The following is a 12,607-nucleotide window of genomic DNA, read 5'->3' on the forward strand; positions in this document are numbered from 1 at the left end:
TCATTTCCTGCCTGCATTCAAATTGTAATGCATGATCGAGCCGTGGCGGCCGTGACGGTCGCGTTCCAATGTGTAGACGTCGCCCAGCGGCCCACGGCTTTGCGCGATCACGGCAGCGATCCTCGCCCGGTCGTCGGCATCGAGCGCGACGTCCATGATTCTGGCATTGGCAAGGGCGTGCGCCTGGTTGCGGGCGCCGACGATGACGGCCGCCACTTGCGGCTGCTCCAGCACCCAGGCGCTGGCGATGGTGGCGATATCGACGCCGTGGCGGTCGGCGACGGCCTTCAGTGTGCGAAGCAACTCCTGGAAAAGCTCCCAGCCACCAAAGTCGTCAATGATCAGCTTGTATTTGACCAGCGATCGGTTTTCGAGCGGCGTCTGCGGCTCGGCAGCGCTAAGCCATTTTTCGCTGAGGAAGCCGCCCGCCACCGAACCGTAGCAGAGGAAACTGACGCCGTGCCGGCTGGCGAGCGCTGCAAGTCTGTTGGCTGGCCGCTGGTCGAGCACCGAGTATTGCAATTGCTGGCTGACCAGCGGCACACCGGCGGCCAGGATCTCGGCCAACCGCGGCGTGTCGAAGTTCGTGGTGCCGATGTTGCGCACCTTGCCTTCCCTGCGGATTTCGTTGAGCCAGCCCATCGCTTCGACGTAGCCGGGCAGCGCATAGTCCCACCAGTGGAACTGCACGAGATCGAGCCGCTCGGTCTTCAGCCGCCGCAGCGACTGCTCGACGATGCCTCTGATGTAGTCGCGGCTGATATTGGAAAGCCTTTCCAGGTCAGGCACCAGCTTGGTGTGCACCTTCATTTTGGTGGCAGCGTCGAGGCCACGCTCATTGGCAAGGCGCAGGCGCGCCGCGCCGATCAGCTCTTCGACACCGGTATAGATATCGGCGCAATCATAGGTCCTGATGCCGGCGTCGAAGGTGGCGATCAGGTCAGTTACCGCCTGTTGGCGGTCGATCGCGCCGTGCCCGCCGGCAAGCTGCCAGCCGCCGCGAATAACGCGCGAGATCGTGTAGCCGGGGCTGAGCTCGAAAGCCTTGGCGGTCATCTCCGGTCATTCTCCTTCGGCAGCGGCACCGCCGTCGTTTCGGCATGGCTGAACCGCCGCTTGCCGGTCCTGACGATCCGGAGCCGGCTGGCACAATTGGGATCCGGACAAGCGATCTCGGCGTCCGACGTCATCCAGTCGTTCCTGTGGGTCGGGCGCTGCTTTGCGGCCAGAAGCGGCAACACTGCCGCAATGGAATAGATCGAGAAACCTTGCCCCGCCGGCATCGACAGCATCTCGCCGTTCAACTCGAAATAGTCGCCGGGCTTGGCGCCGCAATAGATCGGCTTGCCCTCGGGGATAACCGCCTCGACGCGAAGGTCGAAGAGTTCGAAACTGTCGTCGGTCTCAGCCATTCAGATCTCCACCCGGGTGAAGGTGATGTCGCAGGCACCGTTGCGGCGGATCACGCCACAAGCGGCTGCGAATTTATCGCGATCCTCAGGCACCACCTGCGCGACGACGCTTCCGGCAAGCCAGCCGATCGGGAACAGCAGGCGTGCACCCGCTCCGTAGAACAGGCCGACGTCAAAGATGGCATTCGGGTTGCCGCCCCACATGCGCGGCGGCACGTAGGACAACACGATGTCGCCCGGCTGCGGCGTCAGCGTTGCGTTCTCCGCTGGCAAGGGCCTGGCATAGGTTTGGCCCTCAAGTTCGGCTGATGGAACCGGGCAGGAGATTTCCGGCCCCGTCCACATAGCATGGATGCCGGCAACGACGCGCGGCTGCTCGAGATACGCCAGCAGGAAGGCAGCGTTGTCGGGCGCCTTTTCAGGCAACAGCAGCGCGGTCACGGAAAGCATCGAGTGTGGCTCGGTGATGTTGATGCCAGGCACCGTCATGCCCTCTATCCTTCTTTGCTTGTGGATTGGAGCTTGTCGCGCAGAAAGGCGAAGGGCCGGCTGATGTCGGCCACCAGCGCCTCGCGCGCCGCTTGCGCATCCTGCCTGGAAAGCGCTGCGACGATGCTGCGGTGGTAGTGGGCCGTATCGACCTCGCCGGCGTCGGAGAAGGCGTAAATGGCAACGCGGATGCAAGGCCCGGATTGCAACCACAGGCTCTCGATCATCGGGATCAGCACGGCGGAACCGCAGCAACGGTAGATCTCGAAATGGAAGCTCTGGTTGAGCGTGGCCTCGCGGTCGATATCCTTCTTGTGCTTCAGCGCCCGCATCTCGTCCCACTCGCCGAGCATGGCTTCGACCGAAGCGATCTGGCGCGGGTTCATGCGCGTGGCGGCCAGGGCGATCGCTTCGCCCTCGATCAGGGAGCGGGCCCGCAAGAGGTCGTCGATGCGCTCCAGCGTGATCGGCGGCACGCGCACTGAGCGGTTGGGAAGCGCCTCCAGCGCCTTCTCGGTGATCAGCCGTCCGAGCGCCTCGCGCACCGGCATGGTGCTGGTGACCAGCGCGTCGGCGAGGCCGCGGATGGTCAGAACCTGGCTCGGCTCGAAAAGACCGCCGATCAAGGCGCGGCGCAGCTCCGAATAGACGCGATCCTGCACGGTCTCGCGGCCGACCGGCGTAAGCTGGGCTGCGATCATCTCATTGTTCTTTTCGATGGCGGCCTTCTGCATAGGCAATCCCGGTCTTGGCCGTTTTCGGCTTGCGGAAGAAATTAAAGCCGAATAGCGTGATCAAAGCAAGCGTGATCACAAATCAAATCATAGGCGACGAAGATCGCTTTTCGGCCAGAGGAATTGATGAGCGACACGACGGAACGGCAGGAGGAGATCCGTACGCCGGTCCTCACGGCCAGGAACGTCCTCAGACGCTTCGGCGGCCTGGTCGCGGTCAACAATGTCTCGTTCGACGTCCGGCCGGGCGAAATACTTGGCCTTATCGGCCCGAACGGCGCCGGCAAGACCACGATGTTCGACCTGCTCGCCGGCAGCATTCTGCCGACCAGCGGCGAAATCCTCCTCAACGGCGTATCGGTGTCGGGGGAAGCTGCCCATCGCCGCATTGGCCGCGGCCTTGGCCGCACGTTCCAGATCCCCCGGCCCTTGCCTAACCTGACGCTGATCGAAAACGTTATGCTGGCCGCGCAAGGGCAGGCCGGAGAAAAACTGCTCGCCAATTTCCTGACGCCCCGGCGGGTCGCTGCCGAAGAAAGGGCTGCCGAGACAAGAGCCGTCGAACTGCTCGAGCTCGTCACGATCGCTCACCTCGCGCGCGAACCTGCGCGCGTGCTTTCAGGCGGCCAGCGCAAGCTGCTCGAACTGGCCCGCGTGATGATGGCCGACCCGGCGATCATCCTGCTCGACGAGCCGGCGGCCGGGGTCAACGCAACCCTGCTCGAGATCATTATCGACCGCATCCGCGACATCAATGCGCGCGGCATCACCTTCCTGCTGATCGAGCACAATATCGACATGGTGACGCGGCTTTGCCACCGCGTGCTGGTCATGGCGAGCGGGCAGCTTCTGTGCGAAGGCACCCCGGAGGAGGTGGCGCGCGACCCGCGCGTCATCGAGGCCTACCTCGGAGGCACGGCATGAGCCAAAAGGTACTCGATGTCCGCGATCTCGAAGCCGGCTACGAGCCTGGCGTTCCGATCGTGCGCGGCGCTTCGATCACCGTCGACCAGGGCGAGATCGTCGTCGTTCTCGGTCCCAACGGCGCCGGCAAGTCGAGCCTTATCAAGGCCATCGCCGGCCTTGTCCCGATCACCGGCGGCACGGTGCTGCTGGACGGCAAGAATATCACGGCGTCGCCCGCTCACATCATGGTCCGCCTTGGCCTTGCCTTCGTGCCACAGACAGAGAACATCTTCCCGCTGATGTCGGTCGAGGACAATCTCAGGGTCGCCTGCGGCATCCTGAGGCCGCGCGAGGTCCCAGCCCGCATCGAGGAAATGTATGCGGCCTTTCCCGATCTTGCCCGTCAGCGCAGAACGGCCGCGGGCAATCTGTCGGGTGGACAGCGGCAGATGCTGGCCGTCGCCCGGGCGTTGATCGTCCATCCCAAGGTGCTGGTGCTCGACGAGCCGTCGGCCGGCCTGTCGCCGAAATTCGTGGCGATGGTGCTCGAGATGCTGGCCGGCATCCGAAAGTCCGGCGTCACCATTCTGCTGGTCGAACAGAACGCCAAGGCAGCGCTTGCCATTGGAGACCGCGCCTATGTGCTGGTCGAGGGCAAGGAGCGGCACCAGGGCGTCGCCTCCGAGCTCTGGAACGACCCGGTCGTCGCTGAACTCTATCTTGGCCAGCGCCGCCTCGACCTTGGACAAGGAAGCGCGGCATGAACCTGCAATTCGTCGTCGACGGACTGCTGGCAGGGTCGATGATCGGCCTCGGCGCCATCGGCGTGACACTCACCTATTCGATCCTGCGCTTCTCGAACTTCGCCCATGGCGACTTCATGGCCTGGGGCGCCTATGCGACGCTCGCCGTGGTTGGCGCCATTGGCGCGATTTTCGGCAAGATCGCGCCGATCGCGCCCCTCTCCTTCGGTTGGCCGCTGATCGTCGCGCTCATCATCGGCATGGCGGCCACCGGCCTGCTGGCGCTGGCGCTCGACATGGTGCTGTTCGCGCGGCTGCGGGCCAAGGGCCAGGCGATCATCGTGGTGATGGCGAGCTTCGGCGCCTCGATGGCGCTGAGAAGCCTGCTCGAATTCATCTTCACCTCGCGTCCGACCTATTTCAGCCGGGCGATCCAGATCGCCATGCCGATAGGTTTCGGCATCCGCATCACCCCGGACCAGATCGCGCTGCTGCTGCTGACCGCCGTGCTGGTGCTCGGCGTGCATCTCCTGATGACGCGGACCCAGACCGGCCGCTCGATGCAGGCATTGAGCCAGAACGCGGCACTTGCCCGCATCGTCGGCATCGACGTCGCCAGGGTGGTGCGCGTCACCTGGATCATCGGCGGCGCGCTGGCCTGCGTCGCCGGCGTCATGATCGGCATTCTCATCCAGATCCGCCCGTTCATGGGTTTCGAGATGCTGCTGCCGATGTTCGCGGCCGCCATCCTCGGCGGCATCGGCAGCGTGCCCGGCGCCGTTCTCGGCGGCCTGATCATCGGCATGGCCGAAGCGGCTGCCGTGCAATTGATCGGCGCCGAATGGCGGGCAGCCGTCTCGTTCATCATCCTGATGGCGGTGCTGTTCGTGCGGCCCATCGGCCTTTTCGGAGTGAGGGAACGCTGATGGATCTGCTCGGCTACGGCGCCTTCTTCCTGACCACCGCGCTGATCTTTTCGCTCATCACGCTCGGGCTCAATCTGCAATGGGGGCTGACCGGGCTTTTCAATGTCGGGGTCGCCGGCTTCGTTGCCATCGGCGCCTACACCTCGGCGCTGCTGACCACGCCCGACGATGCCGCGCGCCTGGGCGGCTTCGACCTGCCGATCCTTATCGGCTGGCTTGGCGCCATGCTGTTGGGCGGCGTCGCCGCCGCCATCACCGGCATTGCCACGCTACGTCTGAGATCGGACTATCTGGCGATCACTACTTTCGGCGTCGCCGTCGTCGTGCAACTGGTAGCGCTCAACGCCCAGAAGCTGACCGGCGGGCCGTTCGGCATCGGCTTCATTCCGCGTCCGTTCGGCGGTCTTGCCGAAACGCCTTTGCTGTTCAACCTTTCGAACCTTGCGATCGTCTCGGTGGTGACGCTGATCGTCTATCTCGCGCTGGAGCATCTGTCGCGCAGCCCGTGGGGGCGCGTGTTGAAGGCGCTTCGCGAGGATGAGCGGGCCGCCATATCCCTAGGCAAAAGCGCACGGTTCTACCGCGTTCAGGCCTTTGCCGTCGGTGGCGCCATCATGGCGCTTGCCGGTGCGCTGCAGGCGCATTTCACCGGCTTCATCGCCCCGGACAATTATTTGCCGGCGCTGACTTTCCAGGTCTGGGTGATGCTGATCGTCGGTGGCTCGGGCAGCAACATCGGCGCCGTCATCGGCAGCATCCTGGTCTGGGCGATATGGGCCGGATCGGGAGCCTTGACCAGTATGTTGTTCTCGCCCGAACAACAGGCCCGCGCCGCTTCGCTGCAGATCGTCGCCATCGGCGTGATGCTGTGCGTCATCCTTCTGGTCAGGCCGAACGGCCTGTTTGGCGACAGGCCGCGGCGCCCAAGGTTCGGCAAGCGTGCACGCGTGGCCCCGAGCGAGAGCGGCTCATGAACGCTGTGACCCGGCCGCACGGCGTTTCCCTTTGGCATGCCGTCAGCCGCAGTCGCCGCCACCGGCCCGCCCTCGAAGGCGCACTCGATGTCGATCTGGCAATTGTCGGCGGCGGGTTTTCAGGCCTTTCCACCGCGCTGCACAGTGCCGAGAAAGGCATCTCGGTTGCCGTCCTCGAGGCGGAAATCATCGCCTGGGGGGCAACCGGCAGGAATGCCGGCTTCGTCGTGCCGAATTTCGCGAAAAGAGACCCCGACGATATCATTGCCCAGCTCGGGCCCGAACGCGGCGAACGCCTTGTCGATTTCGCCGCCGGCAGCGCCGACCTCGTCTTCGACCTGATCAGGCGGCATGCCATCGAATGCGATGCCGTCCAGAGCGGCTGGATACAACCAGCCCATTCACCGGCCGCTTTGCAAAAGACCAGATCGCGCGCCGAACAATGGGCACCACGCGGAAGGCCGGCCGTTGCGCTGGATAGACAGGCGGTCGAAGAGCTGACCGGCGTTCGCGGTTATCTCGGCGGCTGGATCGACAGATCGGGTGGCGTCCTCAATCCGGTCGAATATGCGCGCGGATTGGCCGACGCGGCGGAAAAGGCCGGAGCGCGCATCTTCGAGCATACGCGTGTCGCGTCGATCGATCACATAGGCGATGGTTGGGCTTTGAAGACGGCCTCCGGTTCGGTACGCGCAGGAAAGGTGCTGGTCGCCACCAACGCCTATGGCGGAGCGCTGGATCGCACGTTGCAGCGAACCTATTTCCCGCTGAAAATCTTCCAGATCGCGACAGCGCCGCTGCCGCGCGAAATACGCACTCGCCTGCTTCCTGGCGGGCAAGGCGTCGGCGACACAAGACGCAATCTCTTCACCTTCCGCTTCGACGGCGAAAACAGGCTGATCACCGGCGGCATGCATGTTTTTGGCCCCGGTGCCGACACGCGGGTGCCGCGGGCGATCTGGCGGCGGCTGGCGAAGCATCTCGATCTCCCGGACATCCCGCCGCTTGAATACAGCTGGTCGGGGATGGCTGCCGTCGAGCCCGACTTCCTGCCGCACCTCGTCGATCTCGGCCCCGGCCTGATTGCGGGCTTTGCCTGCAATGGGCGCGGCATCGCCATGACGACTGCCATGGGCAAGGTGCTTGCCGACTGGGCGAGCGGAACAAAGCCTCAGGATTTGCCGCTGCCGTTTGGACCGCCGTCGCCGATCCCGCTCCACAGTCTGATGCGGCATGCGCCAAACATGCTGCTCCCCTGGAGCATGCTGCGCGACCGGCTGGATGGGGTAGGCTAGCTCGCCCTCGCTGCGCGCGTAGGATACCAAGGCTGATCGACGGCGCGTGTCCGTCCGCCGTCCTGATACCGAACCGCTAGACTCGCTCAAATCATGTTGTTAACGACAGCGGATGAAGCAGAACTATCTTTATCTCATCATCGGCGCTTTGGCCGTCGCCGTTATTGCGTTGGGGATTTACGTTTATCGCGAGGAGACTAGGCCGAAAGGCGTGGAACTTCGCATCGACGATTCCGGCATTTCAGTTCAGGAAAGATAGACCGCGTAGTCCTGTTGCCCGGCTTTGCACTGGAAGTCGGCTTGTACCGCCTCACCCCAACTCCAACGTCGTTATCGCAAAAACTCCGGACTGCTTGAGCTGCGGCGCCTTTCCCTTGTACATCCGAGCCGTCTCGAAGCCCGGTTGAAGGCCTGCGGACGACAGCAAGTCTGCAAATTGCCGGCTGGTTTCGGGAACGTCGAGATGGACGTTTCCGGGACCGGACATGTGCGCGAGCGCGGCGAAGAGATGGCTTGCCGCGTCCAGGCTGTCGGCAAAGAGCGGGCCGATCTTGCAGCCGTCCCGGCATTGGCGCGCGACGCCGTATCCCGCAATGGCGCCGTGCTTGAGGATGGCAAGCGCCATATGCGGCGGGCGCAGCCAGTGTTCCAGGAAGGATCGCCTCGGGCCGGGAAAGAAGCAGCGGTCATAGTCCAGTATGTCCGGCACGAGTTCCGGCCCTATGGCGCGAATGTCGTTGCCGACGGCTGCCGGGACATTCGGTGACCCCATGAACCGGATCGTCCGGTAGGCCGGTGCAAAACCCATGCTGCGGTAGTTGGCCTGCTGTTCGACGACACCGTCGAGGCCGATCGTGCGCTTGCCGAGCCGCGCCGTGCCGGCATCCCAAACGACCTTGCCATGGCCTTGGCCACGCCTGTCCGGCCGGCAGATGTAGAGGCCGATGAAGCCGAAACCGTCGCCATAGGCGACGGCCGAAATGCCGGCCGCCATCTCGCCATCGATAAAGGCGCCGATGAAGCCCTGCGGGTCGGCTGCCTGAAACAGCGCGGCATCGTTAAGGCCGGGATTCCAGCCTTCCGCCGCCGCCCAATCGACAAAGGTTTGCACTTCTTCACGTGCGAGCGTTCGGATCGTTCGGGGCATTGCGATCACTCGGCGGCGCCAGGCGCGAAGGATTTCAACGCGCCATGATAGGACTTTGCCAACGGGCTTGCATAGGCGCCGCGCTTGGATGTCGTCAGGCCAAGGGCGATCAATGCCTCGGCCTGTTTCACGGCAGCGCCCACGCCGTCGATGACCGGAAGCCCGAATTCCCGCTGCAGCGCCGCCGCCAGATCGGCCATGCCGGCACAGCCGAGCACGATCGCCTCGGCGCGATCCTCGTCGATGGCGCGCGCAATCTCGTTGCGCAGCCTGAGCAGTGCGTCGGACGCCGGATCTTCGAGGGCAAGAACCGGGATGTCGGCGGCGCGCACACGCGCGCGCCCTGCCATGCCATAGCGCTGCACCAACCCTTCGACCGGCACGCGCGAACGTCCGGTGGTGGTGACGACGGTGAAGCGCTGGGCGATGAACGAGGCCGTGCTGAGCGATGCCTCGCAAATGCCGATGACCGGAATGTTGGCCATGGCGCGCGCGGCATCGAGGCCGGTGTCGTCGAAACAGGCAATGATCGCGGCTTGCGCGCCCGAGCGTTCGCCGGCGGCGATCTCGACCAGCAGGCCGGGCACGGCAAGTGCTTCATCGTAATAGCCTTCGATCGATACAGGTCCCATCGACGAGGTGACGGCAACGATCTTCGTCGATTGAGCAGCGACCGATCGGGCGGCGACCGCGATAGTATCGGTCATGCTGGCGGTGGTGTTTGGATTGACGACGAGGATCTGCACTGTCAGGCACGCTCGCGGCGGCGGCCGACATAGACGATTGCGCCGAGCGTCAGCAGGATCACCAGGAAGGAAAACACGGTCGTCACGGTGCCCAGCGCATAGAGCACCGGCGTCGTGACATTCGTCGTCATGCCGTATATTTCGAGCGGCAACGTGTTGAACGTGCCCGAGGTCATCAGCGTGCGGGCGAACTCGTCATATGACAGAGTAAAACCGAACAGGCCGACGCCGATCAGGCTGGGCGCGATCATCGGCAGCACGACATGGGCAAAGGTCTGCCACGACGACGCTCCGAGATCGCGCGCGGCTTCCTCATAGGCTGGCGAGAACCGGTTGAAGACAGCAAACATAATCAGCACGCCGAAAGGCAAGGTCCAGGTCAGATGGGCGCCGAAAGCGGAGGTGTACCAGGCGGGGCGGAAGCCGATCTGCTGGAAGACGACGCCGATGCCGAGACTGATGATGATCGACGGCACGACCAGGCTGGCGACGGCCAGATAGAACAGTGCGGTTGCGCAGCGAAATTTCTGCCGGAAGGCCAGGCCGGCGAGCAGCGACACGGCGACAGTGACGACCATCACCATCAGGCCAAGGACGAGCGAGCGTTTGAAGCTGCCGCCGAAGTCGCCGACCGCCTGGCGCTCGAACAAATTGGCGAACCAGTGCAGCGACACGCCGTTCAGCGGAAATGTCAGACCGCCGTTCTCGCCCTGGAAAGAGAGGATCAGGATCGCCGAAAGCGGGCCGTAGAGGAACAACACGAAAAGACCGAAGAACGCCGCCAACACATAGAATTCGAGGGTGCGCTTGTCCTGGCTCATCGCCTCACAGCTCCTTGCGGATGTCGACGATGCGCAGGATGCCCGCGACCATCAGCAGCACCAGCACCAAGAGCACGACGGCGTTGGCGGCGGCTGCCGGATATTGCAGCAGCGACATCTGGTTCTTCATCATCAGCGCGACGGAGGCGCTCTGCCCGCCGGACATCACCTGCACCGTCGAGAAGTCGGCCATCACCAGGGTGACGACGAAAATGGTGCCGATCGCCATGCCGGGCTTGGCGAGCGGAATGACGACGTTCCACAGAACCTGCCAGCCGGAAGCGCCGGCGTCGCGCGCGGCTTCTATCAACGACTTGTCGATGCGCATCAGCGTATTGAAGATCGGCGTCACCATGAACAGCGTATAGAGATGCACCATGGCCAGCACCACGGCGAATTCGGAATAGAGCAGCCATTCGATCGGCTTCGGGATCAGCCCCATTTGCACCAGCGTCGAGTTGACCAGGCCATTGCGGCCAAGCACCGGAATCCACGAGATCATGCGGATGATGTTGGAGGTCAGGAACGGCACCGTGCAGACAAGGAACAGCACCATCTGCATGGCCGTGGTCCTGATATGGAAGGCAAGGAAATAGGCGACCCAGAAACCGATGAACAGCGTCAGCGCCCAGACGATGGCGGCGTATTTCAGCGTATTCAGGTAGGTTTTCCAGGTGACCCAGGAGCCGAGCGTGTCGGAATAATTGGTGGTCAGGAAATCCGGATACATCGCTGCGAAATCGTAATCCCAGAATGAGACCACGGCGATCATCAGAATTGGCAGCAGGAGGAACGCGCCGAGGATCAGGGCAAGTGGTGTTGCCTGGAGATAGGGGACGAGGGCGCCGATCGAGAGCCGGCGGCGTCTGGCGGGTTTGGCGGCGGCGGTGGCGGGGCGTTCGAGCGCGGCTGTCATGAACATCTCGGTATAAGTCAGCGATGCGGCGAAGCCGCCTTTCCTTCTCCCCCTTGTGGGAGAAGGTGGCCGAGCGAAGCTCGGTCGGATGAGGGGTGTTCCAGCTTGGCACCAACAGCGCTCCGGCCGGCACCCCTCAACCGTCTTGGCGCTGCGCGCCAATCCACCTTCTCCCACAAGGGGAGAAGGGGAAGACGTTGTACCTACGCAGCGATGAACTCGTTCCAGCGCTTCACCATGTAGCGGTCTTCGTCCATGACCGAGTTCCAGCAGGCGACCTTGCCCATGCGCTCTTCGAAAGAGCCGCCGTCACGCACGGCGCCAGCCTTTTCCATGACCTTGCCGTCCGGCGACAGGATATCGCCCTTTGCCGGCTTGCCTTCGATCCAGTAGCCCCACTCGTCCTCGGACATGAACTTCTTGGCCGACACCATGTTGGCCGAGTAATAGCCCTGGCGGTTGAGATAGCCGCCAACCCAGCCGGACGTGTACCAGTTGATGTATTCATAGGCGGCATCGAGTTCGGCGCCGGAGAGATGGGCTGCCAGGCCAAGCCCGCCACCCCAGGACCGGTAGCCTTCCTTGAGCGGCTGGAACCGGCACGCGATGCCCTTGGAGCGGACTGCGGCCACGGCCGGCGACCACATTGACTGGATCACCACTTCGCCTGAAGCCATCAGGTTGACGCTCTCGTCGAAGGATTTCCAGAAGGCGCGGAACTGGCCGGCTTGCTTGGCCTTGATCAGGAAGTCGATCGTCTTGTCGATCTCCTCCTTGGTCATGTTGCCCTTGTCGGCGTATTTGATGTTGCCGGTGGCTTCCATGATCATCGCCGCATCCATGATGCCGATCGACGGGATGTTGAGGATGGCGGTCTTGCCCTTGAAGGCCGGATCCATGATGTCGGCCCAGGTGGTGATATCGCGGCCGACGAGGTCGGGGCGGATGCCGAGCGTATCGGCATTGTAGATCGTCGGCACCATGGTGAACCAGTTGGTCGGCGCCTTGGCGAAGACCTTGCTGTCCTGCGCCTCGACGTAACCGACCGTGTGCGGCGCGGTGCCCTGGGCGATAACGCTGTCCGGCGCCAGCTTGCCGGTTTTGAACAGCGGCACCAGCTCGTCGTAATATTTCAGCTTGGTGACATCCATCGGCTGCAGGACGCCTGTCGGGAACACCTTCTTGCAGATCCAGTATTCGATGTCGGCGATGTCGTAGCTGTCGGGCTGCGTCACGGCGCGCTGTGCGGCGGCGTCGGAATCGGTTGCTGTCATCTCCAGCGTGATGCCGAGATCGGCCTTGCACTTGTCGGCGATGGCATTGAGGTTGGATACGCCGGTGCCGAACTGGCGCAGCGTGATGTTCGATTGCGCCCAGATGGTCGGAAAGCCAGATATGGCGCCGGAACCGGCGGCGAAACCGACGGCGGCGGCACCTGTCTTGAGCAGCGAACGTCGCGATATTCCAGTCTTCTTGTCGGTGGTGTTGGTCATGTTCA

Annotated in this window: 15 protein-coding genes; 6 read left to right on the top strand and 9 right to left on the bottom strand. The window is 63.5% G+C overall.

The window, feature by feature from the left end:
- From X773_RS50755 to X773_RS50770, 4 genes are read right to left on the bottom strand one after another with little or no spacing between them, the layout of a single operon-like run.
- A complete protein-coding gene (locus X773_RS50755) occupies positions 1–1,056 on the bottom strand; it encodes an aldo/keto reductase (protein WP_023676060.1) in 1,056 nt (351 codons plus the stop codon).
- The gene (locus X773_RS50760; protein ID WP_023676061.1) at positions 1,053–1,412 is read right to left on the bottom strand and encodes a TIGR04076 family protein; all 360 of its coding nucleotides are present in this window, start codon (positions 1,410–1,412) and stop codon (positions 1,053–1,055) included. Before X773_RS50760 ends, X773_RS50755 begins: the two co-directional genes overlap by 4 nt.
- A complete protein-coding gene (locus X773_RS50765) occupies positions 1,413–1,901 on the bottom strand; it encodes a DUF3830 family protein (protein WP_031211593.1) in 489 nt (162 codons plus the stop codon).
- 5 nt (positions 1,902–1,906) lie between these two features.
- A complete protein-coding gene (locus tag X773_RS50770) occupies positions 1,907–2,635 on the bottom strand; it encodes a GntR family transcriptional regulator (RefSeq protein WP_023676063.1) in 729 nt (242 codons plus the stop codon).
- A gap of 126 nt (positions 2,636–2,761) precedes the next feature.
- Between X773_RS50770 and X773_RS50775 the strand changes: the two genes are divergently transcribed.
- The 6 genes from X773_RS50775 (at position 2,762) to X773_RS74385 (ending at position 7,738) form a co-directional block, all read left to right on the top strand.
- On the top strand, positions 2,762–3,559 hold the full coding sequence (locus tag X773_RS50775; protein ID WP_023676064.1) for an ABC transporter ATP-binding protein: 798 nt from the start codon (positions 2,762–2,764) through the stop codon (positions 3,557–3,559).
- A complete protein-coding gene (locus tag X773_RS50780) occupies positions 3,556–4,305 on the top strand; it encodes an ABC transporter ATP-binding protein (protein ID WP_023676065.1) in 750 nt (249 codons plus the stop codon). Before X773_RS50775 ends, X773_RS50780 begins: the two co-directional genes overlap by 4 nt.
- Positions 4,302–5,210, top strand: a complete 909-nt coding sequence (locus X773_RS50785) for a branched-chain amino acid ABC transporter permease (protein ID WP_023676066.1) — start codon at positions 4,302–4,304, stop codon at positions 5,208–5,210. Before X773_RS50780 ends, X773_RS50785 begins: the two co-directional genes overlap by 4 nt.
- A complete protein-coding gene (locus X773_RS50790; RefSeq protein WP_023676067.1) occupies positions 5,207–6,184 on the top strand; it encodes a branched-chain amino acid ABC transporter permease in 978 nt (325 codons plus the stop codon). The genes X773_RS50785 and X773_RS50790 overlap by 4 nt, the downstream gene beginning before the upstream one ends.
- A complete protein-coding gene (locus X773_RS50795) occupies positions 6,181–7,479 on the top strand; it encodes an FAD-binding oxidoreductase (RefSeq protein ID WP_023676068.1) in 1,299 nt (432 codons plus the stop codon). Before X773_RS50790 ends, X773_RS50795 begins: the two co-directional genes overlap by 4 nt.
- Positions 7,480–7,591: 112 nt before the next feature.
- The gene (locus X773_RS74385) at positions 7,592–7,738 is read left to right on the top strand and encodes a hypothetical protein (RefSeq protein ID WP_023676069.1); all 147 of its coding nucleotides are present in this window, start codon (positions 7,592–7,594) and stop codon (positions 7,736–7,738) included.
- Between the two features lie 51 nt (positions 7,739–7,789).
- Here X773_RS74385 and X773_RS50805 read toward each other — a convergent pair whose 3' ends face one another.
- The 5 genes from X773_RS50805 to X773_RS50825 all read right to left on the bottom strand — a co-directional run bounded on the left by X773_RS50805 (position 7,790) and on the right by X773_RS50825 (position 12,602).
- Entirely contained in the window at positions 7,790–8,626 is an 837-nt protein-coding gene (locus tag X773_RS50805) for a GNAT family N-acetyltransferase (protein WP_023676070.1), read from the bottom strand.
- A gap of 5 nt (positions 8,627–8,631) precedes the next feature.
- On the bottom strand, positions 8,632–9,372 hold the full coding sequence (locus X773_RS50810) for an aspartate/glutamate racemase family protein (protein WP_023676071.1): 741 nt from the start codon (positions 9,370–9,372) through the stop codon (positions 8,632–8,634).
- Between the two features lie 2 nt (positions 9,373–9,374).
- The gene (locus X773_RS50815; RefSeq protein WP_023676072.1) at positions 9,375–10,193 is read right to left on the bottom strand and encodes an ABC transporter permease; all 819 of its coding nucleotides are present in this window, start codon (positions 10,191–10,193) and stop codon (positions 9,375–9,377) included.
- 4 nt (positions 10,194–10,197) lie between these two features.
- Entirely contained in the window at positions 10,198–11,109 is a 912-nt protein-coding gene (locus tag X773_RS50820) for an ABC transporter permease (RefSeq protein ID WP_023676073.1), read from the bottom strand.
- Between the two features lie 203 nt (positions 11,110–11,312).
- Positions 11,313–12,602, bottom strand: a complete 1,290-nt coding sequence (locus tag X773_RS50825) for a PotD/PotF family extracellular solute-binding protein (RefSeq protein ID WP_023676074.1) — start codon at positions 12,600–12,602, stop codon at positions 11,313–11,315.
- Positions 12,603–12,607 lie beyond the last annotated feature (5 nt).

The sequence above is a fragment of the Mesorhizobium sp. LSJC280B00 genome, assembly GCF_000502835.1.
Classification (GTDB): Bacteria; Pseudomonadota; Alphaproteobacteria; order Rhizobiales; family Rhizobiaceae; genus Mesorhizobium.

What these genes read in the sequence shown, in the direction of transcription:
- X773_RS50755 (WP_023676060.1), bottom strand. Translation starts at nt 1,056, where the DNA reads ATGACCGCCAAGGCTTTCGAGCTCAGCCCCGGCTACACGATCTCGCGC.
- X773_RS50760 (WP_023676061.1), bottom strand. Translation starts at nt 1,412, where the DNA reads ATGGCTGAGACCGACGACAGTTTCGAACTCTTCGACCTTCGCGTCGAG.
- X773_RS50765 (WP_031211593.1), bottom strand. Translation starts at nt 1,901, where the DNA reads ATGACGGTGCCTGGCATCAACATCACCGAGCCACACTCGATGCTTTCC.
- X773_RS50770 (WP_023676063.1), bottom strand. Translation starts at nt 2,635, where the DNA reads ATGCAGAAGGCCGCCATCGAAAAGAACAATGAGATGATCGCAGCCCAG.
- X773_RS50775 (WP_023676064.1), top strand. Translation starts at nt 2,762, where the DNA reads ATGAGCGACACGACGGAACGGCAGGAGGAGATCCGTACGCCGGTCCTC.
- X773_RS50780 (WP_023676065.1), top strand. Translation starts at nt 3,556, where the DNA reads ATGAGCCAAAAGGTACTCGATGTCCGCGATCTCGAAGCCGGCTACGAG.
- X773_RS50785 (WP_023676066.1), top strand. Translation starts at nt 4,302, where the DNA reads ATGAACCTGCAATTCGTCGTCGACGGACTGCTGGCAGGGTCGATGATC.
- X773_RS50795 (WP_023676068.1), top strand. Translation starts at nt 6,181, where the DNA reads ATGAACGCTGTGACCCGGCCGCACGGCGTTTCCCTTTGGCATGCCGTC.
- X773_RS74385 (WP_023676069.1), top strand. Translation starts at nt 7,592, where the DNA reads ATGAAGCAGAACTATCTTTATCTCATCATCGGCGCTTTGGCCGTCGCC.
- X773_RS50805 (WP_023676070.1), bottom strand. Translation starts at nt 8,626, where the DNA reads ATGCCCCGAACGATCCGAACGCTCGCACGTGAAGAAGTGCAAACCTTT.
- X773_RS50815 (WP_023676072.1), bottom strand. Translation starts at nt 10,193, where the DNA reads ATGAGCCAGGACAAGCGCACCCTCGAATTCTATGTGTTGGCGGCGTTC.
- X773_RS50820 (WP_023676073.1), bottom strand. Translation starts at nt 11,109, where the DNA reads ATGACAGCCGCGCTCGAACGCCCCGCCACCGCCGCCGCCAAACCCGCC.
- X773_RS50825 (WP_023676074.1), bottom strand. Translation starts at nt 12,602, where the DNA reads ATGACCAACACCACCGACAAGAAGACTGGAATATCGCGACGTTCGCTG.